A 24,035-nucleotide genomic window follows, 5' to 3' on the forward strand; every position below is an offset into this window, starting at 1 on the left:
CTCACTGGAGGACCGAACCGATTAACGTTGAAAAGTTATCGGATGAGTTGTGTTTAGGGGTGAAAGGCCAATCAAGCCGGGAAATAGCTGGTTCTCCGCGAAAACTATTGAGGTAGTGCCTCGAGTGATTTCCGTAGGGGGTAGAGCACTGGATGGGCTAGGGGGTCGCGAGACCTACCAAACCTAACCAAACTCCGAATACCTACGAGTACAGCTCGGGAGACAGACGGCGGGTGCTAAGGTCCGTCGTCAAAAGGGAAACAGCCCTAACCTACAGCTAAGGTCCCCAAGTCATCACTAAGTGGGAAAGCATGTGGGAATCCCAAAACAACCAGGAGGTTGGCTTAGAAGCAGCCATCCTTTAAAGAAAGCGTAACAGCTCACTGGTCTAAATAAGGGTTCCTGCGGCGAAGATGTAACGGGGCTAAAGTGATGCACCGAAGCTTAGGGTGTGTAGTTTACTACACGCGGTAGCGGAGCGTTCCGTAAGCCTGCGAAGCGATCTGGTAATGGGTCGTGGAGGTATCGGAAGTGCGAATGCTGACATGAGTAGCGATAAACAGGGTGAGATGCCCTGTCGCCGAAAGACCAAGGGTTCCTGCGCAAGGCTAATCCGCGCAGGGTGAGTCGGCCCCTAAGACGAGCCCGAAGGGGGTAGTCGATGGGAACACGGTTAATATTCCGTGACCTGGTGGTGTGTGACGGATTTCGTAAGTGGTCATTCCTTATCGGATTGGTTTGGCTGCGAAGAAGTCCCAGGAAATAGCCCCACCGTATAGACCGTACCCGAAACCGACACAGGTGGTCAGGTAGAGTATACCAAGGCGCTTGAGAGAAGTATCCTGAAGGAACTCGGCAAATTGCCTCCGTACCTTCGGAAGAAGGAGGCCCCGTCATTGGGCAACCAGTGGCGGGGGGCACAGGCCAGGGGGTAGCGACTGTTTAGCAAAAACACAGGGCTCTGCTAAGTCGGCTTCAAGACGACGTATAGGGCCTGACGCCTGCCCGGTGCCTGAAGGTTAAGAGGAGGAGTGCAAGCTCTGAATTGAAGCCCAGGTAAACGGCGGCCGTAACTATAACGGTCCTAAGGTAGCGAAATTCCTTGTCGGGTAAGTTCCGACCTGCACGAATGGCGTAACGACTTCCCCACTGTCTCCAGGATATGCTCAGCGAAATTGAATTCTCCGTGAAGATGCGGAGTACCCGCGGTTAGACGGAAAGACCCCGTGCACCTTTACTGCAGCTTCAGAGTGGCATTAGGAAAGAACTGTGTAGCATAGGTGGGAGGCTTTGAAACTTGGGCGCCAGCCTGAGTGGAGCCATAGGTGAAATACCACCCTGTTGTTTTCTGATGTCTAACCTCGCACCGTTAGCCGGTGCAGGGACCCTCTGTGGCGGGTAGTTTGACTGGGGCGGTCGCCTCCTAAAGAGTAACGGAGGCGCGCGATGGTGGGCTCAGGTCGGTTGGAAACCGACTGTTAGAGTGCAATGGCATAAGCCCGCCTGACTGCGAGACTGACAAGTCGAGCAGAGACGAAAGTCGGTCATAGTGATCCGGTGGTCCCTCGTGGAAGGGCCATCGCTCAACGGATAAAAGGTACGCCGGGGATAACAGGCTGATAACCCCCAAGAGCTCATATCGACGGGGTTGTTTGGCACCTCGATGTCGGCTCATCACATCCTGGGGCTGGAGCAGGTCCCAAGGGTTTGGCTGTTCGCCAATTAAAGTGGTACGTGAGCTGGGTTCAGAACGTCGCGAGACAGTTTGGTCCCTATCTGCCGTGGGCGTCGAAATTTGAGAGGAGTTGACCCTAGTACGAGAGGACCGGGTTGAACATACCTCTGGTGTACCAGTCGTCGTGCCAACGGCGCAGCTGGGTAGCTATGTATGGACGGGATAACCGCTGAAAGCATCTAAGCGGGAAGCCTCCCTCGAGATAAGATTTCTTAGGACGGTCGGAGACCACGACCTTGATAGATCGGATGTGGAAGCGCGGTAACGCGTGAAGCTAACCGATACTAATTGTCCTATTCGCGCTTGATGAGTCCCACCATCAATGACAGCCCTGGATTTCAGGGTGGTCGATGGATGTTGCCCATCAGCCAGGTGCATCGATTTTAGAACCGTTTTTGCTTTAGGGCTCCCTCGCGAAGTAACGCTTCGCCGGGATACCCGCACCGGCTTCATTGCCTGGTGGCTATAGCGTCAGTGTCCCACCCGATCCCATCCCGAACTCGGCCGTGAAACCTGACTGCGCCGATGGTACTATCGCTTAAGCGATGGAAGAGTAGGTCGTCGCCAGGCATTGCAGCCGGTGCAGCGAAAACGGAAATTGAAGAACCCATTTACACGTCATGGATTTGCCCTCGGAGCCTTGGGCGCCGCAAGGCCGAACGGCTGCTTGGAGGCAAAACGAGTGTCGCGGGGTGGAGCAGTCCGGTAGCTCGTCAGGCTCATAACCTGAAGGTCACAGGTTCAAATCCTGTCCCCGCAACCAAATATTCGCCGCTAACCCAACGGGTTGGCGGCTTTTTTTGTTTTGGAGCGCGCATGGCGCGTCGACGCTCCCGTCCTTTTCTGGCGACCTTTCACGCAGTTGGCGCTAATCGATCCGACGAGGAGGATCGCTGATGCGGGTCATGGTGCTGGGGGCCGGCGGTTTCATCGGGCGCCATGTCATGGTCGCGCTGCTGGCGGCAGGGCATGATGTCGTGGGCGTCGTCCGCACGATGGCAGATCTGCCCGCCGCGTTCCCACAAATCAGGTTTGAGCAGGTCGACCTTGCCGACGCGACGGACGCGCAGGATTGGCGCGCTCTTCTTCAGGGCGTGGATTGCGTTGTTAACGCCGCCGGTGTTCTGCGCGGAAGGCAGATGGAGGCGATCCACGTCGCCATGCCTACGGCGCTGTACGATGGGGCGATTAGGGCCGGTGTCAGGCAGATCATATTGATCTCCGCGATCAGCGCCCGCGATGACGTCTATACCGATTATGCCCGGTCCAAATGTGCCGGTGAGGAAGCGCTGCGTGCCTCCGGTCTGGCGTGGACGATCCTGCGTCCTTCGTTGGTTTACGGCGACGGCAGCTACGGCGGCACGTCCCTGATCCGGGGGATGGCCGGCCTGCCGTTCGTTACGCCGCTTCCCGGCGACGGGCGTTTTGCATTCACGCCCATCCATGTTCGGGATTTGGCGCAAGGGGTGGTGCGCGTTTGCGGCAACCCCGTCTTTTACGATCGAACGCTGGAGCCGGTTGGCCCGAATACGTACAGCCTCCGCGATTTGCTCGGCCGTTATCGTGCGTGGCTGGGGTTTGGCCGAACGCGGTTTCTGGCCATTCCGATGCCGTTGATGCGGGGATTGGGGCGCCTCGGCGATGTGGCGGGGGATGGCCCGATTGCGACCAACAGTCTGGTGCAGCTTGTGGCGGGCAATGCCGGGGATAGTGCTGCCTATGCAAAGGCGATCGGCCGTCGCCCGCGCTCGCTCGACGATGCCTTGCTGGCTCGCCCAGCGCAGGTCCAGGATCGCTGGCATGCGCGACTGTTTTTTCTCGCCCCTGCCATCAAGGCGATGCTGGTTTTGCTGTGGCTTGTGTCGGCATGGCTCGGCTTGTTTCACGCCCAAGAGGAGACACAGCGTGTCGTGGCGGGGCTCGGGATGCCGCAAGGCGCCGCCTTGCCGTTGCGGGTCGGCAGCAGCCTGGCCGATATTGCGGTCGCTGCGCTTGTGGTGCTCGATCGGCGAGCGCGCTGGAGCACAATGATCCAAATTGCGCTGGTGGTGGCATATACGTTCACGATCAGCCTGGCGACGCCGCTGGTATGGCTCGATCCGTTGGGGCCCTTGTTCAAGAACCTGCCTATCCTGCTGCTGATCGCGACTCATGGTGCGATCGGGGATCGGCGCTGATGGATTTGTTCCTGCTCGTCAAAACGCTCCACATCGTCAGCAGCACAATTCTGTTCGGTTTCGGCGCCGGCACGGCCTGGTACCTATGGAACGCGCATCTCACGCGCGACCCGGCGACGATCGTGAGTGTCGCACGCATGGTCGTCCGCGCGGACTGGTTCTTCACCGGCACCAGCGGTGTCGTTCAGCCGGCGAGCGGGCTGTGGCTCGTCCATCTCGCGGGTTATTCACTGACCGATTCATGGCTCATCGTGAGCTATGGTCTCTACGCACTCGCCTTCATCTGCTGGGCACCCGTGGTCTGGTTGCAGATCAAGGTGCGGCGTCTCGCCGAACGCGCGCTGCGCGATGAGGCGGCGCTGGGGCCCGAGTACGATCGCACCATGCGCTTGTGGTTTGTATTGGGTTGGCCCGCATTTCTTGGGCTCGCTTGTGTGTTCTGGCTGATGGTGAGCAAACCGGCGCTCTGGTGAATTGGCGTCTTGCGTCGAGACCGGGCTCTCGTCTCACCCCTTACGCGCCCGCTCCACCAGCAGCTTGTCGATCCGGCGGCCGTCGAGGTCGACGATCTCGAAGCGCCAGCCCTGTTCGACGAAGCTCTCGCCTTCGGCCGGCAAGTGCCGAAATACCGCGAGCGCGAACCCCGCGACGGTGGCGTAATCGCGATCTTCGGGCAGCATGATATCGAGCCGATCGGCAAGCGTGTCGGCGGCCATGTTGCCCGAGACGAGCAGCGACCCGTCGTCGCGTTCGACCAGCGAGGGCGCGTCCTCGGGGTCGGCGTCCGAGACGAATTCGCCCGCGATCGCGATCAGCAGGTCGGCGGGCGTCACCACGCCTTCGAAATGGCCGTATTCGTCGTGGACCAGCGCCATCGGCACCTCGGCCTGGCGCAACGCGCCCAGCGCATCCATCGCATCGAGCTGGTCGGGGATGACGGGGGCGGCGCGCATCATCGCGCGCAGGTCGATCGCGGCGCCGTCGAGCAGCGCGGCGACGATGTCGCGCGCCGCGACGACGCCGATCACCGCATCGATCGATCCTTCCGCGACCGGCAGCCGCGTGTGCCCGCTGCCAAGCAGCGCGGTCTTGACCGCGCCGGCATCGAGGTCGACGTCGAGCCAGTCGACTTCGGTGCGCGGTGTCATCACCTCGCGCACCGGCCGGTCGGCGAGCCGCACGACGCCCGAGATGATCGAGCGTTCATACTCCTCGAGCACCCCCGATCGCGACGCCTCGGCGACGATCAGGTGCAACTCCTCGGCGGTCACCTGCGCGGTCGCATCGCGCGACATGCCCAGCAGCCGGAACAATAGCCCGCTGGTCGAATCGAGCAACCAGACGAGCGGCGCCGCGATCCGCGCGAGCCAGCGCATCGGCAGCGCTATCATCGCCGCGATCGGCTCGGGCGATCGCAGCGCGATCTGCTTGGGCACCAGCTCGCCGATCACCAGCGAGGCGTAGGTGGTGAGCCCGATCACCGCCGCGAAGCCCAACGTGTTCGCAGTATCGGCGGCGATACCCAGCCGCATCAGCCGCGCCGCGACCGGCGCGCCCAGGCTCGCGCCCGAATAGGCGCCCGCGATGATGCCGATCAGCGTGATCCCTACCTGGGTCGTCGACAGGAACCGGCCCGGATCGCCCGCCAGCGCCAGCGCCGCCCGGGCGCCCGGCTTGCCCGCCCGCGCCATCGCCTCGAGCCGCGCCTTGCGTGACGAGACGATCGCAAGCTCCGCCATCGCGAATACGCCGTTCAGCACGACCAGCGCCATGATGATCGCGACGTCGATCCAGGGAAAGGGAGGAAGGGGAGGCATGGCGCGCAACGGCATCCTTGGCGTGTTTCTGTCGCGTACACAACCGCCCGATCATCATCCGTTCAAATCGCAAGCGGAACAATCGCCGGTGGGGTAGAGTTGAACCCGTGGCCGCAAGCGCAGGGGCGAGCGGCGCGAAGCGTTTTGAAGGATACAGGGACATGCGGATTTCGAGCAAATTGATGATGGTGGCTGCGGCGGGCGCGCTGATGGCCACCTCGGCCTGCACCACCGATCCGGTGACGGGCCAGAAGCGGATTTCCAAGGCCGCGCTGGGCGGCATCGGCGGCGCGCTGGGCGGCTATCTGCTCGGCGATCTCGTCGGTGGACGCCACGATCGCACCGAAAAGATCATCGGTGCGGGGATCGGCGGCCTCGCGGGGGCCGGCGTCGGCGCGTATATGGACAAGCAGGAGCGCGATCTGCGCGCCAAGACCGCGGGCACCGATGTGCAGGTCATCCGTCAGGGTGACGATCTGCTGCTCAACATGCCCTCGGGCATCACTTTCGGGTACGATAGCGCCAACGTGCAGCCGCAGTTCCGCCCGACGCTCGATCAGGTCGCCGACGTGCTGTCGCAGTACAACCAGACCTATATCGACGTGTACGGCCACACCGATTCGACCGGCAGCGATACGTATAACCAGGGCCTGTCCGAACGTCGCGCCGCGTCGGTCGCCAGCTATCTCGAATCGCGCGGCGTGCAGGCGGCGCGGATCGGCACGCGCGGTTTCGGCGAAAGCCAGCCGATCGCGTCGAACGATACCGAGGATGGCCGCGCCGCGAATCGCCGCGTCGAGATCAAGATCGTGCCGATCACGCAGAACGATCTGCAATAGGATGTGCCCGGCCGGCGGTGCCGCGCCGGCCGGCCTATTCCGCCGCGGGCTCCGCCAGTGCCAGTTCGAGCCAGGCGGGGCGCAATGCGTCGCCCAGATCCTCGACGCGGCGATGCTCGACCATCAACCCGAATTCGGGATAGGTCGCGCGCGTCCGCTTGCCGGCCTCGCCCAGCGGCGCCACCACCAGCCGCCGGTTGACCGTGCTGCGATAATGCATCCGCGCGGTATTCTCCTGCCCGACATAGCAGCCCTTGGTGAAGCTGACGCCGCCCAGTTCGGCCGCGTTACACTCGAGCCACAGCGTTTCGCCCGATCCCAGCTCGGCGACGCCTTCGGTCACCCCCAGCCGCAACCGATGCTCGGTCCAGCCCGCTGCCACCGCCCCCGGTGCGCCGAGCCAGCGCCGGCCGAGTTGTGCAAGCCGCGGATCGGGAACGCCCTCGGTCCCCTCGGCGGCCCAATGCACCGCGCCGCCTGTGGGCTCGATCGTGATCGGCCGCCGCAGCCGATAGAGCGCCAGCCGCTTCGCCAGCGCCTCCGCCTCGGCGGCCTCGCAATCGAGCAGCACCGCGTCGCCGTCGGCCCAGATCAGGAAGTCGAACAGCGCCTTGCCCTGTGGGGTCAGCAACGCCGCCCATCGCGGTGCTTCAGCCTTGAGCGTGGCAACGTCGTTGGTGACGAGGCCCTGGAGGAATCCGCGCACATCCTCGCCGGCAAGCCGGATCAGCGCGCGATCGGTGAGACAGGTAGCCATGCCCCTCAAGTAGGCGCGCATCGCCCCGAACCCAAGGGGTGGGCTGGCACCCGGCGCGCGGCGCGGATAGAGGGGGCGGGATGACCCAGCGCCTCACCCTTCGCCGCCCCGACGATTGGCACGTCCATCTGCGCGACGGCCCGATGCTCGCCGCGGTGGCGGGTTACACCGCTCGCCAGTTCGCGCGCGCGATCGTGATGCCCAATCTCAGTCCCCCGATCACCACCGTCGCCGCAGCCGAGACCTATCGTGATCGCATCCTCGCCGCGCTGCCCGAAGGCCACGGCTTCACCCCGCTGATGACCTGCTACCTCACCGACGACGCCGATCCGCAGGAGATCGTGCGCGGGTTCGAGGCGGGCGTGTTCGCCGCGTGCAAACTCTACCCTGCCAACGCCACGACCAATTCGGCGCACGGCGTCACCGATCTCCGCGCTATCCGCCCCGTGCTCGAGGCGATGCAGCGCGCGGGCATGCCGCTCCTGATCCACGGCGAAGTCACCGATGTCACGGTCGACATCTTCGATCGCGAGGCGGTGTTCATCGATCGTACGCTGACCGGCCTGGTACGCGACTTTCCTGAACTCAGGATCGTGCTCGAACACATCACCACCGCCGAGGCCGCCGCGTTCGTCACCGCCGCCGGCCCGCATGTCGCGGCGACGATCACCCCGCAGCACCTCCATATCAACCGCAACGCGCTGTTCGCCGGCGGCCTGCGTCCGCACGCTTATTGCCTGCCGGTCGCCAAGCGCGAGCGCCATCGGCTGGCGGTGCGCGCGGCGGCGGTGTCGGGCTCGCCCAAATTCTTCCTCGGCACTGATAGCGCGCCGCACACGATCGAGGCCAAGCAATCGGCGTGCGGCTGCGCGGGGATCTTCAACGCGCCCTACGCGCTCGAAAGCTATGCGGCGGTGTTCGACGAGGAAGGTGCGCTCGATCGCTTGGAGGCGTTCGCGTCGCTCAGCGGCCCGGCCTTTTACGGGTTACCCGTCAACCAGGGCACGATCACGCTCGAACGCGCGCCGACGGTCGTCCCCGAACGACTCGGCAGCGGCAACACCAGCCTGATCCCGTTCCATGCCGGCGAACAATTGGAGTGGCGGCTCGTCGGTTGAGCCGTCGCGCGGGCTATAGTTTGATCCACTTAACGTGGATATCGGCCCTGGCCCGCTCCCCCACCGCCCACGGCAGTATACTGAATGGGAGGTGGGAGAGCGGGTCGGGGCCGCCTTTTATCAGAAAGGCAGCCACTTCTGCTTGTGCGAGAACTTCATGTAGCCGACGTTGACGCCCGCGCGCACGCCCACGCCGAGCCGCACCGGGATCAGCACGACGTTGCCCGAACGAAGGTATGAGGCGGAAAAGCCGCCGACGAAATAGAGGTGGCCCTCGCCGGCCGGGAAGCGCTTGAACAGATCTTCGCTGTCGTAGAGGTTGTAGACCAGCACGAACACCTTGTTCGCGTCGCCGCCGACATCGAAGCCGATCGACGGGCCGGTCCAATAGACTGGCATCTGGCCTTCGATCTTGTGGCTGAGCATTCCCGATCCGTAGCGCAGCCCGACGACGAACGCGCCCGATGCCTCCCGCCCGGCGATATAGGCGTTGGGCTCGCCCTGATCCTTGAGGATGTCCTCGATGATGCCCGCCAGCCCCTCGGCGCCCTTGCCGAACACGCCCTCGGCGGCGCCGATCAAATCGTCGCGCTTGTAGGTCTGGTCCGCCTGCGTGGTCGCGGTCGCCGCGGCGGCATTGCCGGTCTGCTGATCGGGCGCGGCGGCCGGCGTGGCCTGCTGCGGATAGGCGTCGGGATCGGGATAGCCGGTGCTGTTGGGGGTCGCCTGGGAACCCTGATCGACCTGGGGATAGGCATCGGGATCAGGATAGCTCTGCGTGTTGGAAAGCGTCGCGGTCGGCGCGTCCTGCGTCGTGGTCGGGGCGGGGGGCGAGCCGAGATCGCTGTCGATCGCGGCATTGGGATCGATCGTGCGAACCTGCGCCGCCGCGGGGACGACTCCCATCGCGATCGTCGCGGCGGCCAGCCACGACATCCAGAACCGTCCACGCATCGTCATGTCATCCCCCGGGCATCGAATTGGGGGTGAGGTTAACCATCGCGATGATGAGCGTGCAATGAACACCGCGACGATCCGAGTCGATTTCGCGTTCGGCGGCGGCGCGATGCGCCATTGATCACCTCCGCGCGCGCGGCTATAGCCCCGCGTTCGGCACATCCGGAGACGTGGGTGAGTGGCTGAAACCAGCGGTTTGCTAAACCGCCGTAGGGGGATTACTCCTACCGAGGGTTCGAATCCCTCCGTCTCCGCCAGAACCCCGAAACGCAGCGAACCACCACGAACCCTCACGGGGACGAAAAGACGCGGTTTCCCAAGGCGTTCGAGAAAAAATCACAACCGCCGAGGACCGTGTTGGTTCGCCCCTCGACATTCGTTGATGACGAAGCAGGATTTGCGCGGAAAGGGCGATGCGAGCCTATCCCGTAAACACAGGATAGGATCGTCCCGGAAAGGCGTTACAGGTGATAGATTCGGCCACCGGCCTCCCCGAGCTGAAAGCCGGGTTGGGCGCTTTCCGCGCTTCTGTCGCACCGCAATTTTGACCAACTTCAGCGCCGAAAGAAGGCGCGCTCCCCCAAAATCTCGCCATAGGTAATCGATCCGGTGAACAGCCCCCGGACGATCAACGGCGAACTCTTGCTGATTCCGCTGCGAATGCGGGCATTCTTGAGGTGCGCGTTTGACCGTCGCGGGGCTGATTTCCAGATGACGCGCGATCTCCTTCTCCTGCTGGCCCTACCCCAGACACACCACGATTTCGCGCTCCCGCTCGGCCAGACGCACGGCGCGACGCCGATGCGAGGGCGACGCGGCAACGAGGTTCCTGGCGGCCTCGAATGCAAAAGAGCCAAGTGCCTCTGCGAGCGGAATCTGATCGCGGGAAACGCTCACCGAGATCAACCGCGAAAGAGCAGGATCCGCTTCGCTCGCCTGGCACATGGTAGGGGACAGTATAGCCATCGCCGATTCCGGCGTCCCGGGCCATTGCGCGCGCCCCGAACTTCATCAACTCGCGGTGTTTCTGCAGGTTGTCGAGCAGCGGAGCTTCACCGGCGCGGCGCGGCGGCTGGGATGCAGCCAGCCCGCGGTCAGCCAGACAATCAGGCGACTCGAAGACATCTACGGCGGCGATCTCTTCGCGCGGTGGAGAGGCGCACCGCTTGCACTCACACCGATCGGCAAGGCGGTTTTGCCGGGTGTCCGCCTGATTCTCTATGCTGTTGATCGGCAGATGGCCGACGCGACGAGCACGGCGCAGAGCGGCGGTGGAACCCTCTCGGTCGGATTCTGCCCTGGATTATTCGGTGGACGCTTTCGCACTGGCATGGCGACTTTTGCCACCGAGGCACCGCTGGTGCGGCTGAGGCTCGTGGAAGACGCACCTGACGCGCACTTGATCGGTATCGGCTCGATATGACGGTATCGCCATTGGTCGACGTGGCGAAAGGTACGGAGCATGAAAGCGAGTTTCTCTGGAACGAACAACGCGTCGCCGCTCTTCCCGGAAAGAGCCGGTTGGCCTGTCGGGGCGGCGTCGGTCCGCCGGCCCTCTGCGCGGTGAGGCTGAGTAAGCTGTACTGCACGGACGACGGCGATCATGATTGTGCGCGGGATGACGCCGGTGCCGGCGTCGGGGACGATGATCCTCAACACGAGATATCACCGACGACTATCCTCGACCTGGTTGCGGCGGGACTGGGAACAGGGATCATACCCGCGTCCGCGGCAAGTCCGCGCGCCGGCGTCAATTTCCAGCCGATCGAGGGGGGTGATGCTCAAATCGGTATCCACGCGCGCTGGCTGCGTGATGACGCAAATCCGATAAGGCATCGCCTGCTGCGCCATCTTCGGGCGGCGGCGAGCAGCGTCAGTCGCCGCGCTACCGGTTGAGCAACCGGTGTTCGAGGAGCGCCTGCATATCCCGGCGGCCGTCGGCGATTACGAGAATGAACACCGTGTCGCCGATGACCCGATAGATCAGTCGATATGGCGACATCAAAATCTGACGAAATTCACGAATGCCCAGCGCGCCCAGCTCCTTGGGAATCCCGCCCCGCGACGGAAAACGCTCGAGCGTCGCAACTTTCTCAAGAAACGATTCGAGAAGCGTGTCGGCGTCTTCCTCCGAGCGATGCTCGGCCAGCCAAGTGTGAATCGCTTTCAGATCGCCTTCCGCGCCCTCGGTCAAGCGCACCTCGAACCGCTGATCCGCCATCAGCGGGCGGCGGCTTTCGATCGCAGTTCGTCGACGATTGCGCGAGCCCGCCTGGTTTTGCCGGCGGCGATGTCCTGACTGGCGAGCGCAAGCAGTTTGAGGAGGGCAAGCGTCTCCTGCGTTTGCTCGAAGGTCGCCACGTCCTGGATCACCGCCTTCGCTTCGCCATTTTGCGTGATCACCATCGGTTCGCGCTTCTCCCTCAGCTCGCCAAGCACCTCTGCGGCATGTGCTTTCAAATAGCTGATCGGCTTGATTTGGGCAGAATATCGCATGGGCCTCACCTATCCAAATTCAGACCGAATATAGTCTCCTCGGTCGGTGAGGCAAGGATTCATCGGCTCGGGTTGGCGTCTGCAAATCGTCCATCCCGCCAGGGCGCCCAATGGGCGCATGGCGCGATGGGCAACGCGCGCTGGCTGGGCGTGAGCCTGCGTCACATTCTCGATCTTGCCGGCGTGCGGCCCGATGCTGTCGTGGTGCGCTTCGGCGCGTTGGATCAGCCGCTTGTCGCAGGCGCGCCGGATTTCGAGAAATCGCTTGCGATCGACCATGCCCGCGACGGCGAGGTGATGCTGGCGTTTGGCATGAACGGGGACGCAGCTTCCGCTGCTCAACGGCTTCCCTCTGCGTCTGATCGTGCCAGGTCGGTATTCGACCTATTGGGTCAAGATGCTCAACGACATCGAGGTTTTGACCGCGCCCGACGATCATTACTGGATGGCGAAAGACTACAGGATTCCCGTTGAGCCAGGTGCCAACGTCAAGCCCGGTGCAAAGGGTTTAGCGACCGAACCCATCAACAAGATGGTGCCGCGCAGTTGGGTGACGAGCCTGGACGAAGGCCAGAAGATTGCGTTCGAGCCCTGGATTCCGATCGGCGGTATCGCGATGGGCGGCGATTGTGGCGTCGCCCGCGTCGACGTGTCCAGTGACGGAGGCCGTTCGTGGCGCCCCGCCACCTTAGGACCCGATCATGGACGATACAGCTTCCGCCGTTGGGATGCGCGGGTGGCGCTCGCGAAACCGGGCAAGATCGCATTGATGGTGCGCTGCACGAATAGCGCGGGCATCACGCAGCCTTTGGTCCAGAGTCGAAATCCCAACGGCTTCATGCGCGCGAATGTCGAAACCACCATGATCGAGGCGACGGAGGCATGAACGCCAAGGCTCCCTCCGCAGGTGCCCTCGCCGGCTGGTTGATCGGCATAACGGTTCTCGCCTTGATCGCGATCGGCCCGCCCGGCGCGCGCAAGCCCGCCGCGCCGCCCACAGCAATTGGGCCGGTCGCGAGCAGCGTGAGCGTCAACGATTTTACGCTCACATTCGATACGATCGACATGCCGATCGAGGAGGCAACATACCCCGACGGGCCGCTTGTCGAGGTCGTGAACGCCAATTGCACGTCCTGCCATTCCCCCGAGCATGGCACTAACCCAACCCGCTCTTTCGCCCAAAAAGTGGAAGGAGATCGTACTGAAAATGCGCGACGTCTATCATGCGCCTATTGCGGACAAGGACGTGCCGTCGATCGTTTCATATCTACATGCAGAGCAAGCCGCCCGCTTGGGAAACTCCGTTTTCGATACCAGCTTGCGTTAGCGTGGAAGGCTGCCCCCAGCATCCACGCATAGCTGACGTTTCCGCTCTGGGCGAATGCCAATACCGGCGTCGTTCCGTTGGGTAGCGACCCGATCGTCTATCGTGATGCCGGCGTGGCGTTCACCGAGCGCGGCGCGGCGAACCCGCACGTTGCCCACGTTCGTGCACTCCCTCGCCAGCCCCAAAGGCAAGGCAATCTTCGTGCGTCACGGGTGAACCGCCGATTGAGCTAGGCACCGATCACCGAGTCAGGTAGGCTCCACTTGCACGCCGAAACACACGCAACTCTGCGCGCTGCAGGGCTTTTCACGGGCGACTAGCGGTCGTTCGGGTTGATTGAGACTGTTGGGCGGGGTCCGCCAACATCTCGGACATTCGGCCACCCCACGGAGCTTCCTCAAAGCGGTCGTTGGTTCAACTACCGCTCCCTCGGATTGAAAGTGGTGGGATTAAGGACGGACCAACACTTTGAGCGCGGTGCGATCGTTCATGGCCCTGTAGCCGTCCGGCACGCTGTCGAGATCGACCGTGCGATCGAACACCCGGCCCGGCTCGATGCGGCCTTCCATGATCTCCGGCAGCAGTTCATCGACATAGGCACGGACAGGGGCCGGACCGCCCGCGACGATGACGTTGCGATAGAACATCGGCTGGGCGCCCGGGATAGCACCATAGTGCGGAACGCCGACGCGCCCGACCGCGCCACCTGCCCGCACGATACCCATGGAGGTTTCCATGGACTGCGGTGTGCCGACGCATTCCAGCACGGACCTGACGCCCACCCCTCCAGTGAGCGCGCGGACCCGTTCGATGGCCTCTTCGCCACGCTCGCTGACCACGTCGGTCGCGCCGAACGCCTTGGCGAGATCGATGCGGGGCTGATGCCGGCCCAGCAGGATGATCTGCTCGGCGCCCAGGCGCTTCGCCGCGATCACGCCGCACAAGCCGACCGCGCCATCGCCGACGACAGCGACGCTATGCCCCGCCGCCACGCGCGCGGTGACCGCCGCATGATGTCCGGTGCCCATGACGTCCGACAGGGTGAGCAGCGAGGGCATGAGCGCGTCATCCTTGCCGACCGGCAGTGGGTACAACGTGCCATCCGCGTTCGGAATCCGCAGCGCTTCGGACTGGGCACCGCCCGCCTCGCCGCCGACCCCGAAGAAGCCGCCATGCAGGCAGGCCGTATGCAGGCCCTCCTCACAGAAGATGCAGGAGCCGTCCGAAAAGGCGAAGGGCATGATCACGACCTGGCCCGGCTTGATCCGCTGGACGTCACGGCCGACCGCCTCGACCACGCCGATTGCCTCATGCCCCATTTGCTGACCGGCGGTATTCGGGCCGCCATTATAGGGCCAAAGATCGCTGCCGCAGATGCAGGCGCGCGTGATGCGGATCAGGGCATCGGTGGGCTTGCTTATGGTCGCATCCGCGACGGTTTCGATCCGGACGTCGCCGGCCGCGTGCATAACGGTTGCGCGCATGATGATCCTCCCTGTTCAACGATTGATGCGAGCCTGCGCCCGCGCATTGTAGCGGGCTCCGACAATCTCGATCTCGTTCAGCGCAGCGGCGATGGTCGCGAGGTCGGCGGCGTCGAGATGAACCTGCGCCGCGCCCAAATTTCCCTCCAGACGGTGTCGCTTCGTCGTGCCGGGGATCGGGACGATCCAGGGCTCGCGCGCCAGCAGCCAGGCCAGCGCGATCTGGGCGCGCGTGACTTGTTTCGCCTCGGCAATGCGACCAATCTCGTCGATCAGGCGAAGATTGGCGCGTCTATTCTCTTCCGAGAAGCGCGGGACGGAGTTGCGGAAATCATTGGGCGCGAAATCCGTGCTGGCGTCGATCGCGCTGGTGAGGAAGCCCTTGCCGAGTGGGCTGAACGGCACGAAGCCGATGCCGAGTTCCTCCAGGGTCGGCAGGATGTCCTGCTCAGGATCGCGCCACCAGAGGGAATATTCGCTCTGCAGCGCTGCTACGGGCTGGACCGCATGGGCGCGGCGGATGGCATCGGCGCCGGCCTCCGACAGACCGAAGTGCAGAACCTTGCCTTCTAAGATGAGATCCCGGACCGTCCCGGCGACATCTTCCATCGGCACATCGGGATCGACGCGATGCTGGTAGAAAAGGTCGATCCGGTCGGTGCGCAGGCGCCGGAGCGAGTCCTCGCAGACTTGCCTGATCCGCTCTGGACGCGAGTCCTGCGGCTTGGCGGAGTTGCCATCCTGAAAGCCGAATTTGGTCGCGATCACGACGCTGTCGCGCACTGGCTCCAGCGCCTCGCCCACCAAGGGCTCATTCTCGAACGGGCCATAGCATTCGGCCGTGTCGAAGAAAGTGACGCCGAGATCGTGAGCGGCGCGGATGATGCGGATGCCATCCTCCCGCGCGACGGGCGGACCATAGCCGAAGCTGAGGCCCATGCAGCCATAGCCGATGGCGGAGACATGAAGGCCGCTGCGGCCGAGTTCACGCTGTTCCATAGTCTGTCCTCTGATCTTGCTGAATGGGTGGATCGGCGACGTGGTCACGCCGGGCCCTTGAGATAGTCTTCGTCGCTGACATGCTCGAGCCAGGTGACGTTGCGGCCATCCAGCGCTTCCTGAATGGCGATATGGGTCATGCCCTGATGCGGCGTCGCGCCGTGCCAATGCCTCTTGTCGGCCGGGCACAGCATGATGTCGCCGGCTTCGAATCGCAGGACCGGGCCATCTTCGACCGCCGTCCAGCCCACGCCTTCGGTGACGATCAACGTCTGGCCGAGCGGATGCACATGCCAGGCCGTGCGCGCGCCGGGCTCGAAATGGACGATGGCGCCGCTGACGCGCGAGGGCGCCTCGCGCTGAAACTGGCCGCTGATCGTCGCCTTGCCGGTGAAATAGTCGGCAGAGCCTTCCACGGTCACTTGATCCGCCTTGCGATTAATCTGCATATCGCCGTTCCTTTGTCCGTGAGCTGTCTGCGTGATCGCCAGCAACGTCGCGGCGAGCGGCAGCATGGCAACCCTGTGCATGACCCAATCCTTTGAGAGTGGCGCCGACCATCGCTCCAGCGCCCGGTTTTCCGCTGAGATAGTCAACCCGCCACTTTTTGATTAGTCCTCCATATCCGCACGAGCTTTTGAGCAGGATTCAACAATGGCGCGCGAAACTATGGCCGACCTTCAGGCGTTTCTCGCGGTTGCGCGGGCGCGCAGTTTCACCCGGGCGGCGGCACAATTGGGCGTTTCCACATCCGCATTGAGCCACGCCATTCGAGGGCTTGAAACGCGGCTTGATTTGAGACTGCTGACCCGCACGACCAGAAGCGTTGCGCCGACGGAGGCCGGCGAGCGCCTATTGGTTTCGCTTGCCCCGCATTTCGAGGGGATCGAGGCGGAGTTGGCTGCGATCACCGCACTGCGCGACAAGCCCGCAGGGACCATTCGGGTCACGACCGGCATTCATGCTGCCGAGACGATCCTGTGGCCCGCACTGGCTCGGCTGCTGCCCGATTACCCGGACATCCAGGTCGAGCTCAACGTTCATGCCGGTTTTGTCGACATCGTCGCAGAGCGTTTCGACGCCGGCGTGAGGCTGGGCGAGACGGTCGAGCAGGATATGATCGCCATTCCGATCGGCCCGGACGTGTCCATGGCGGCCGTCGCCTCCCCGGCCTATTTCGCTGCCCGCGACATGCCAGCAACGCCGCACGATCTCGCCCAGCATAACTGCGTCAATCTGCGGTTCCCCACCTATGGCGGCCTTTACGCCTGGGAGTTCGAGCGGGAGGGACGGGAGCTGAATGTGCGCGTGCAGGGGCAGATGATCGTCAATGAAATCAGCCTAGCTTTGCGCGCAGCGCTGAACGGAACAGGCATTGCCTATCTTCCCGGCGATTATGTCCAGCCACACATCAACTCGGGCGCGCTCGTCCACATCCTGCAGGATTGGTGTCCGCCCTTCGCCGGCTATCATCTCTATTATCCCAGCCGCCGCCATCAGTCGCCGGCCTTCGCGCTGCTGCTCAATCTGTTGCGATACAGGGCTTAGCCGATTCCACCGACTTTCCAGACATTCTGCGGCCCAGATTCGCTCCCTGAAACCCGCCTTTCGTTCATCGATCGACGTGCCGGGATTTACGACCGGGTGCTGCTGATTGTTTCCGCCTAGTTATAACCGCCCAGGATGTCGCCCGCACGTTACCACTGCCCGGCACCGCCGATCCTGTCAGCAATTGTCATCATTCCTACGGGCTTCGTCAGCGGACAAGGTGGCGTGTGACCCCATAGGTCGGTTCCCGCGGAAACGATCGATGGATGGGGGCCATGACGAAGCGATTCTCGACCAGCTTGGCGGCGCTTTTGCTGGGGGCAATGATGCCGTTGCATGCGGCCGATGCGCAGGAGGCGCCGGCGCCTGCGAGCTATGACGCGCTTGCCGAACAGGTCGGTCAGCGCGCCGGCGACCCCGATTTCGACTATCGGCTTGGGGTCGCGGCGCTCGACGCGGGCCATTATGGCGAGGCGGTCATCGCGTTCCAGCGCGTTCTGGCGGTCCAGCCCGACAATGCCCCCGCTCGCGCTGAACTGGCCCGCGCCTATGCGCTCGCCGGTGACATCGATACGGCGCGGCAGGAATTCGCCACCGTCGTCGACGATCCCAGCCTGCCCGATCCGGTGCGGCAGCGATTCACCGGCTTCGTGCGCCAATTCGACAAGCAGATCGGCGGCGGCGGCTCCGACGTCTCGGGCTTCCTCGATGCGCGCGCCGGGCACGACAGCAATATCAACGCCGCGACCGACCTCACCAGCATCGTCATTCCCCTGTTCAGCTTTCTCGGCCCCGGCACGCTCGGCCCCGGTGCGGTCGCGCGGGACGACGAATATTACGAGATTCAGGGCGGGGTATCCGCCGTCACCGCGATCGGGCGGCAGGACCGGCTGTTCGCGAGCGCGCTCGGCAATTGGCGCGACAATTTCGACAGCCGCACCTTCGACCAGGCGGCGATGACCGGCACCGCCGGCTATGCGCACAGCTTCGCCAACCGCGATGTGGTGTCCTTGTCGGGGCAAGTGCAGAAATTCTGGCTCGGCCATGACGGCTATCGCACCTCCTACGGCGTCATCGGCCAATATACGAAGACGCTGGATGGCGGCCGCGCGCTGACGCTGTCGGCGCAATGGAACCGGCTCGACTATGACGGCGCGCCCCTGCGCGATGCCGACCGCTATGCGGTGGGCGTCGGCTATCTCACGCGCACCGTCGCGGCCAATCTGACCGGCGGCAAGGAAGAAACGCGCCACCGCGCGGGCGATGCCGAATCCAACTGGTTCGCGGGCGCCAGCGTCGGCGGCGAATTTCCGGTGGCCGCGAAACTGGCGCTCGTCGCCGGCGCGGCGGTCGACCTGCGCCGCTACGATCAGGCGGATGTGCTGTTCCTGACCAAGCGCAACGACGAGCGCATCGACCTGACGGCGGGCGTGAAGGTCGCGCTGACCGACAGGATATTCTTCCAGCCGCGCGCCACCTGGACGCGCAACTGGAGCAACATCGCCCTTTACGATTACGAACGCTGGACCGTCTCGGCCGGCCTTCGTCTCGAATTCTGATCCGCTGATCCTGGGGGAGAGACCACGCCATGAACGCCAATCCCAACCTTCGCTTCGGTGCCATGCTGATGGCGACCGTTTCCGCCCTGTCGCTCGCGACGCCGGCGCTTGCCGCCGACGTCCTCTTCTCGTCGAAGGGCGACACCGCGCTTGCCCTCGGCGAGCGCGTCCATCAGGTCGACGGGCTCAAGCAGATCCGGCTCGACAGCGGCGCGATCGTGTCGGTGCTCAACGTCGCCGACTATCGGATCAACGCCGATGGCTCGGTCGATCTCTATGCGGGGAACCTGACCGTCGCGGGCGGCGCCGGGGAGACGATCGTCCGTATGCCGGACGGTGTCGAAGGCCGGGTTGCCGGGCGCGGTTCGGCTGCGAATTTCAGTGTTGCCGCCAATGGCACCGGACGTGGCCATGTAATGACCGGCCAGGTGAGCATCGGCCGCGCGGGCGACATGCGGCGTTTCGGGGCCGGCGAGATGTTCGCCTTCGCGCCGGGCAAACGGCCCGAGCGGACTGTCGCGAACGGCGCGCAGGCGACGCCTGGTGCCGATGCGCAGGTCGCATCCGTGGCGGAGGGCGGCCCCGCCGCGGCCGCGCGGAATGGCGTGCCCGTGACGCTGGGCGATGCGCTGGCGGCGGCCGGCGCGTCGAGCGACATATTGGCGGCGGCGCGGCGTGTGGATGCGGCGGCCGCCAATCCGGCGATCGCAACCTTTCCGAGCGGCGACCTCGCGCTGCTCGTGGCGAAGGCCGGCGATATCGCCCATGCCTATGGCGGCTCTCCCTTTCCGGCAGCGCAGGCCGACATCGTCCGCAGCTATTTGTCGTGGCTGGCCGGAGGCGGCGCGCGCGCCGATTTTCTCACGGCCTATGCGGGCTTTCTCGGCGACTATCTCGACCTCCTGCGTTCGGGGGCGGCGCCGTCGAGCTTCGGTGCGGCGAGCCTCGCCGACATTGAGGCTTTTCTGGCCTATAGCGACCGCAGCGGCCGACTGGCCCAGCTCGGCGCGAGCGACCGCTCGCTTGCCGATGCCTATCTGGCCTTTCTGCGCGGCGGCGGTGACCGCGACCTGTTCACCGCGCGCTTCGCCGATCTGACCAAAGCCTATTTCGCCTTCGTGCGGGCGGGCGGCGATCCGGCCGATTTCACCCAGGCGAGCACCGACACGATCGCCCGCTATATCGCCTTCCTGTCCGACAGCGGGCTGTCCCGGCAGCTCGGCGCGAGCGATCGCGCGTTGCTCGATGCCTATCTGGCGAACGGCGGGCTGGCGTTTGCCGGCCAGTATCGCGCGGCGCTCGACGGCTATTATGCCTGGCTCGCGGCGGGGCGGTTGCCGAGCGGTTATACCGCGCTCGATGCGGCGACGCTCAAGACCTATCTCGAAACGCTGTCGCGATCCGGATTGCTCGCCACCGTGGCCGGCGACCGGGCGGCGTTCTTCTCCGCCTATCTCGATTGGTTGCGCGGCGGCGGGGCTCCTGATGCCTTCGCGGGCCTGCCCGCCAATGTCTTTGCCGGCTATGCGCAGGCTTTGTCAGCTTATTACGCCTATCTCGAAAAGGGCGGCGTCCCGTCGGCCTATGCCGCGCTGACGTCGGCGCAGGTCCACGCCTATCTCGCCGCGCTCGACGCCGCGGGGGCGAGCGGGCTTTTTCTCGACGATCTCGCCGATTTCTATTCCCGCTATTTCGCCTTCGTCGCGGGCGGCGGCAATCCCGATCAATATGCCGGGCTGCCGGTGCCGCCCGACTATCCTGCTTTTGCCGCCGCGCTCAACGCCTATGCCGCCTTTCTCGCCGGCGGCGGGTTGCCGGCGGACTATGACGCGCAGAGCCTGGCGACGCTCAAGACCTATCTCGACGCGGTCGCGGCCTCGGGCCAGCTCGCCGGTCTGCTCGGTGACAATGCCACGCTGCTCAACGCCTATTTCGCCTATCTTGCCGGCGGGGGCGCGCCGAACGGCTTCGGCGGTCTTCCGGTCTATGCCGATTATGTTTCGGCCTTGAACGCCTATTATGCCTACCTCGCGAACGGCGGCCTGCCGGCGGCTTATGGCGTGCTGACCCAGGCGCAGATCCGCGCCTATCTCGCCGCGCTCAATGCCGCGGGTGGATTGGTCGCCTTTGCCGATCTCGACGGCTTCTTCGCGCCCTATTACGCCTATCTGGCGAGCGGCGGCGATCCAGCCCGCTATGCCGATCTTCCCGCCTATGACGCCTATGTCGCGGCGCTGAACGCCTATTATGCCTATCTGGCGAGCGGTGGCTTGCCGGCCGGCTACGCGAAGCTGACGCAGGAACAGGTAGCGGCCTATCTGGCGGCGCTGAATGCGGCAGGCGGTTTCGCGGCGCACAGCGATCTCAACGCCTTCTTCGACGCCTATTATGCCTTCCTTGCGGGCGGCGGCGATCCTGCGGACTATGCGGGCCTGCCGGTCTATGCGAACTGGCTGCAAGCGGTGCAGGCTTATTATGCTTATCTGCTCGGCGGCGGCACGCCGTCCGGATATACCGCGCTGACCCCCGAACAGGTCGAATCCTATCTGGCCGCGCTCGACCGGGCGGGGGTGCTCGAGGATCAGCTTTCGGGCGCGACGCTGCAATTCCTGACCGACTATCTTGCCTATATCGGAACCGGTGCGGACCCCGACCAGTTCGCGGGGCTGCCCGGTAACGGCATCGATCCCGGCACCAACCCCGATTATCCCGGCGGTTTCCCGAGCGGTGTGACCGGCGCACGCGCCTATGCAGCCCATGCCGGCGTCTCCTATCCGGCATCGGGATCACCCGAACTCGATGCCAATGGCGCGCTGATCGACGCTGGAGACCTCGGCAACGACAACGCGGAAGTCGCCGATGTCGGCGGCGATGCGTCGGTGGTCGTCGGCCGCTATACCAACGGCACTGCGCGCTTCCGCGGCGGCAACGTCGCCATCGGCCCCAACGGCGGCATTCCCTGGGTCGTCACCGCCCCGCTCGCCGGGCCGCTGCCGACGACGGGCACGATCGAGTATGAAGTGCTCGCCGCGACCAAGCCTGTCTTTGCCTCGGGCCACGCCGCGCCGGGCAGCTTCGACGCCAATCTGACCATCGGCTTCGGCCCGTCGAACCTCAGCTACGGCTTCGACGGCGCGATCGTCATGCCCGAGGATGGCGGCGACGTCCGTTACGACTTCGCGTCGGCCGGACGCAGCACGGGGGCGCTCGTGAGCACCGGCGGTATCAATCCGGTCTTCAACATGAATGGGACGATGACCGGCAGCGGTGATGCGTGCGGCAGCGACAATTGCCTGATCCTCTTCTACGGCGGCTTCGGCGGTTCGGAGCAGCGGATCGGCATGACCTATCAGACGGTCGACAACCCCAATTTCCAGCGCGCCGAGCGTATCCAGGGCACGGTCGCCTTTGCACCGGCTGGCACCGGCGGCGACAGTCCGGACCCTGATCCCGGCCTCGTTCAACCGCCTGCACCGGTCGCGCTCGCCTATCAGGGCGGCTTCGATCCGGCCGAGGCCAACGGCGGCTTCATCACCACGCTGACCCTCGGCGATGGACAGATGCTGGCGGGCAGCGAGACGGGGCTGACGGTCACTGCCTACAGCCTCGATGGCGATGGCGGTGTGACCAGCTTCACGCGGTCCGGAAACGTCACCCGCACCACCGGGACGACCCATGTCGTCGAAGCGTCGGGCAACGCTGATACGCTGATCGGGCGGTGGACCGATGGGGTCAACACCGGCGCCAACCCCTTCACGCTGACCGCCGATCAGGGGCTGCATTATATGCTCGCGCGGCCGGTCTCGACGGATTTCGCGCTGCCGACGCAGGGGATGATCCGCTATGATCTGCTCGCCGCCACGCGGCCGACGATCGTCGACGGCTCGCTGGCGCCCGGCGGCTTCACGGCCGATATGGCGATCGTTCTCGGCGCCGCGCCCAAGGTCGCGTTCGACGCCACCGTCGCCATGCCGGGGCAGAGCTATCACTATATGACCATGGGCGGCGTGGCCGACCCGACGCTGAGCGAAGCGTCGCTCCGGCAATTCAACGGGGGTCGCTTCAGCTTCGTCGTGCCGGGCGTCGCTGGCACCGATTGTCAGACCGTGAACTGCAATCTCGAAGCCATGGGCGCCTTCGCCGGCGGCGGCGGGCAACTGGGTCTGGTCTACAACGCGAATAACGACCTAGGCGCCGGCAAGACGGCGATCGGGTCCGCGATCTTCGGCGACGGCACGCTGCCCGCGCCCGATCCCGAGCCGATCCAGAACGACGGTATCGCGGCGCCGGGCGCGGCGGGCCACTATTTCCTCTATACCAGCCCGGGCGGAAGCGGCGGCGCGACCGCGGCGGCGATGACCGTTACCGATGGCCAGCTTGTCGAGGCGACCAGCTCGCGCGACAGCGTCAGCTATGCCGCCAATGTCGACACCACGGTCGAAAAGGGCGGCGACGCCGGTGTGATCGGCTGGTCGCGCTTTGGCAATGTATCGGTCGGCTATCGCAATTCGAACGGCCAGTCCTTTTCCGCGCAGCCCCTTGCCGGCGTGTCCTGGCATTCGATCTGGGGAACCCCGGTTGCGAACGCGCCGGCCAGCGGCCTGATCAATTACGATCTCGTCGGTTTCACCAGCCCGACCCAGGGCAATGCGCCGGGGGGGAGCGGCAGCTTCTCCGGCAATTTCGCGGTCGATTTCGCAACGCAGATGGCCGGAATCGCTGCCGATGTGGCATTCAACGGCGAAACCTACAGCTTTTCCAGCGCGGGCGGTGTCGCGGCGCCGTCGATGGCGATCCAGAATGACGGATTGGGTGCGCAGCGCTTTTCGGCGAATCTCGACACTTTCACATCCGACGGCAACAGCGTGAGCCGAGGAACCTTCCTGCAAGGTTTCCTTGCGGGCGAGGGCGCTTCACACGCGGGGATCAGCTACAGCATCGCCGTCGCATCGTCATCCTACAGCAAAGTTCAAGGTACGGCAGCTTTCCGGGCACAATCCGATGCGCCGACCGGTTTCTTGGCCGGCGCATCGGTTGCGGCGGCGGCTGCCGGCGACTGGGATCGCTGGGCCGCCACGAGCGGGGCGGCGGCACCGCCAGCGGTCCTCGCCGCGCTGTCCGCGCCCGGCGTGGCGCCGATCGCCGGGGCGGATGCCGCCACGCTGCGCGCGCAGGCCGAGGCGTTGCTGGGCGGCCTCGTCTCCTTCGGTGTCAAATAGGCC

21 protein-coding genes, 2 tRNA genes and 2 rRNA genes (1 of these 25 only partly in view) are annotated in these 24,035 nt (G+C 64.5%); 16 read left to right on the forward strand and 9 right to left on the reverse strand.

What is annotated here, in order from left to right; all coding sequences use genetic code 11:
• The 5 genes from DFR49_RS14340 to DFR49_RS14360 all read left to right on the forward strand — a co-directional run.
• Positions 1–2,043: ribosomal RNA gene (locus DFR49_RS14340) — 23S ribosomal RNA — on the forward strand (it extends 750 nt beyond the left edge of the window).
• A gap of 147 nt (positions 2,044–2,190) precedes the next feature.
• A 5S ribosomal RNA gene (rrf, locus tag DFR49_RS14345) occupies positions 2,191–2,305 on the forward strand.
• Positions 2,306–2,421: 116 nt separating this feature from the next.
• Positions 2,422–2,498: transfer RNA gene (locus DFR49_RS14350), tRNA-Met, on the forward strand.
• A 142-nt stretch (positions 2,499–2,640) separates the two neighbouring features.
• Positions 2,641–3,912 (forward strand): SDR family oxidoreductase, encoded by a 1,272-nt coding sequence (locus DFR49_RS14355; protein ID WP_281271775.1) that lies wholly within the window; start codon positions 2,641–2,643, stop codon positions 3,910–3,912.
• Positions 3,912–4,385, forward strand: a complete 474-nt coding sequence (locus DFR49_RS14360) for a DUF2269 family protein (RefSeq protein ID WP_119036292.1) — start codon at positions 3,912–3,914, stop codon at positions 4,383–4,385. Before DFR49_RS14355 ends, DFR49_RS14360 begins: the two co-directional genes overlap by 1 nt.
• A 33-nt stretch (positions 4,386–4,418) precedes the next feature.
• Here DFR49_RS14360 and DFR49_RS14365 read toward each other — a convergent pair whose 3' ends face one another.
• A complete protein-coding gene (locus DFR49_RS14365; RefSeq protein ID WP_119036293.1) occupies positions 4,419–5,729 on the reverse strand; it encodes a hemolysin family protein in 1,311 nt (436 codons plus the stop codon).
• 161 nt (positions 5,730–5,890) lie between these two features.
• On the opposite strand from DFR49_RS14365, the gene DFR49_RS14370 reads away from it, so the two are divergent.
• Positions 5,891–6,568 (forward strand): YiaD family glycine zipper/OmpA-like lipoprotein, encoded by a 678-nt coding sequence (locus DFR49_RS14370; protein ID WP_119036294.1) that lies wholly within the window; start codon positions 5,891–5,893, stop codon positions 6,566–6,568.
• A 34-nt stretch (positions 6,569–6,602) separates the two neighbouring features.
• On the opposite strand, the gene ygfZ is transcribed toward DFR49_RS14370, so the two are convergent.
• On the reverse strand, positions 6,603–7,325 hold the full coding sequence (ygfZ, locus tag DFR49_RS14375) for a CAF17-like 4Fe-4S cluster assembly/insertion protein YgfZ (RefSeq protein ID WP_245968522.1): 723 nt from the start codon (positions 7,323–7,325) through the stop codon (positions 6,603–6,605).
• 80 nt (positions 7,326–7,405) lie between these two features.
• Here ygfZ and pyrC point away from each other — a divergent pair, with 80 nt between their 5' ends.
• Positions 7,406–8,443: a dihydroorotase gene (gene pyrC, locus DFR49_RS14380; protein ID WP_119036296.1), complete on the forward strand. Its 1,038-nt coding sequence runs from the start codon at positions 7,406–7,408 to the stop codon at positions 8,441–8,443.
• 120 nt (positions 8,444–8,563) lie between these two features.
• Here pyrC and DFR49_RS14385 read toward each other — a convergent pair whose 3' ends face one another.
• Entirely contained in the window at positions 8,564–9,403 is an 840-nt protein-coding gene (locus tag DFR49_RS14385) for a DUF1134 domain-containing protein (protein ID WP_119036297.1), read from the reverse strand.
• 161 nt (positions 9,404–9,564) lie between these two features.
• Here DFR49_RS14385 and DFR49_RS14390 point away from each other — a divergent pair.
• Positions 9,565–9,657 (forward strand) — tRNA-Ser (locus tag DFR49_RS14390).
• A 371-nt stretch (positions 9,658–10,028) separates the two neighbouring features.
• Here DFR49_RS14390 and DFR49_RS22560 read toward each other — a convergent pair.
• On the reverse strand, positions 10,029–10,412 hold the full coding sequence (locus DFR49_RS22560; protein WP_119036453.1) for an autoinducer binding domain-containing protein: 384 nt from the start codon (positions 10,410–10,412) through the stop codon (positions 10,029–10,031).
• On the opposite strand from DFR49_RS22560, the gene DFR49_RS14400 reads away from it, so the two are divergent.
• Both DFR49_RS14400 and DFR49_RS14405 read left to right on the forward strand, forming a co-directional pair.
• Entirely contained in the window at positions 10,344–10,823 is a 480-nt protein-coding gene (locus DFR49_RS14400) for a LysR family transcriptional regulator (protein ID WP_119036298.1), read from the forward strand. The two genes, DFR49_RS22560 and DFR49_RS14400, sit on opposite strands and share 69 nt — an antisense overlap.
• A complete protein-coding gene (locus DFR49_RS14405) occupies positions 10,820–11,296 on the forward strand; it encodes a LysR substrate-binding domain-containing protein (RefSeq protein ID WP_119036299.1) in 477 nt (158 codons plus the stop codon). The genes DFR49_RS14400 and DFR49_RS14405 overlap by 4 nt, the downstream gene beginning before the upstream one ends.
• Here DFR49_RS14405 and DFR49_RS14410 read toward each other — a convergent pair.
• Complete coding sequence (locus DFR49_RS14410; protein WP_119036300.1) at positions 11,286–11,621, reverse strand: type II toxin-antitoxin system RelE/ParE family toxin; 336 nt, start codon at positions 11,619–11,621, stop codon at positions 11,286–11,288. The genes DFR49_RS14405 and DFR49_RS14410 overlap by 11 nt on opposite strands.
• The gene (locus DFR49_RS14415) at positions 11,621–11,896 is read right to left on the reverse strand and encodes a type II toxin-antitoxin system Phd/YefM family antitoxin (protein ID WP_119036454.1); all 276 of its coding nucleotides are present in this window, start codon (positions 11,894–11,896) and stop codon (positions 11,621–11,623) included. Before DFR49_RS14415 ends, DFR49_RS14410 begins: the two co-directional genes overlap by 1 nt.
• A gap of 126 nt (positions 11,897–12,022) precedes the next feature.
• Between DFR49_RS14415 and DFR49_RS22465 the strand changes: the two genes are divergently transcribed.
• The 3 genes from DFR49_RS22465 to DFR49_RS21750 are packed head-to-tail and all read left to right on the forward strand — an operon-like array spanning position 12,023 to position 13,255.
• Complete coding sequence (locus tag DFR49_RS22465; RefSeq protein ID WP_342768474.1) at positions 12,023–12,370, forward strand: molybdopterin-dependent oxidoreductase; 348 nt, start codon at positions 12,023–12,025, stop codon at positions 12,368–12,370.
• The gene (locus tag DFR49_RS14420; RefSeq protein ID WP_342768475.1) at positions 12,261–12,782 is read left to right on the forward strand and encodes a molybdopterin-binding protein; all 522 of its coding nucleotides are present in this window, start codon (positions 12,261–12,263) and stop codon (positions 12,780–12,782) included. The genes DFR49_RS22465 and DFR49_RS14420 overlap by 110 nt, the downstream gene beginning before the upstream one ends.
• Positions 12,779–13,255, forward strand: a complete 477-nt coding sequence (locus tag DFR49_RS21750; RefSeq protein ID WP_147373703.1) for a hypothetical protein — start codon at positions 12,779–12,781, stop codon at positions 13,253–13,255. Before DFR49_RS14420 ends, DFR49_RS21750 begins: the two co-directional genes overlap by 4 nt.
• A 417-nt stretch (positions 13,256–13,672) precedes the next feature.
• On the opposite strand, the gene DFR49_RS14425 is transcribed toward DFR49_RS21750, so the two are convergent.
• Genes DFR49_RS14425 through DFR49_RS14435 form a run of 3 tightly spaced genes read right to left on the reverse strand, consistent with a single transcriptional unit; the run spans position 13,673 to position 16,221 of the window.
• The gene (locus DFR49_RS14425; RefSeq protein ID WP_119036301.1) at positions 13,673–14,707 is read right to left on the reverse strand and encodes a zinc-dependent alcohol dehydrogenase family protein; all 1,035 of its coding nucleotides are present in this window, start codon (positions 14,705–14,707) and stop codon (positions 13,673–13,675) included.
• Between the two features lie 15 nt (positions 14,708–14,722).
• Entirely contained in the window at positions 14,723–15,706 is a 984-nt protein-coding gene (locus DFR49_RS14430; protein ID WP_119036302.1) for an aldo/keto reductase, read from the reverse strand.
• Between the two features lie 44 nt (positions 15,707–15,750).
• Positions 15,751–16,221, reverse strand: coding sequence for a (R)-mandelonitrile lyase (locus tag DFR49_RS14435; RefSeq protein ID WP_119036303.1), 471 nt, complete (start codon positions 16,219–16,221; stop codon positions 15,751–15,753).
• A 139-nt stretch (positions 16,222–16,360) separates the two neighbouring features.
• Here DFR49_RS14435 and DFR49_RS14440 point away from each other — a divergent pair, with 139 nt between their 5' ends.
• From DFR49_RS14440 to DFR49_RS14450, 3 genes are all read left to right on the forward strand, one after another.
• On the forward strand, positions 16,361–17,254 hold the full coding sequence (locus DFR49_RS14440; RefSeq protein WP_119036304.1) for a LysR family transcriptional regulator: 894 nt from the start codon (positions 16,361–16,363) through the stop codon (positions 17,252–17,254).
• Between the two features lie 275 nt (positions 17,255–17,529).
• Positions 17,530–18,813, forward strand: a complete 1,284-nt coding sequence (locus DFR49_RS14445; RefSeq protein WP_119036305.1) for a tetratricopeptide repeat protein — start codon at positions 17,530–17,532, stop codon at positions 18,811–18,813.
• Between the two features lie 29 nt (positions 18,814–18,842).
• Complete coding sequence (locus tag DFR49_RS14450) at positions 18,843–24,032, forward strand: hypothetical protein (RefSeq protein WP_119036306.1); 5,190 nt, start codon at positions 18,843–18,845, stop codon at positions 24,030–24,032.
• Positions 24,033–24,035 lie beyond the last annotated feature (3 nt).

It is taken from the genome of Hephaestia caeni, from assembly GCF_003550065.1.
In the GTDB taxonomy this organism is placed as follows: Bacteria; Pseudomonadota; Alphaproteobacteria; order Sphingomonadales; family Sphingomonadaceae; genus Sphingomonas; species Sphingomonas caeni_A.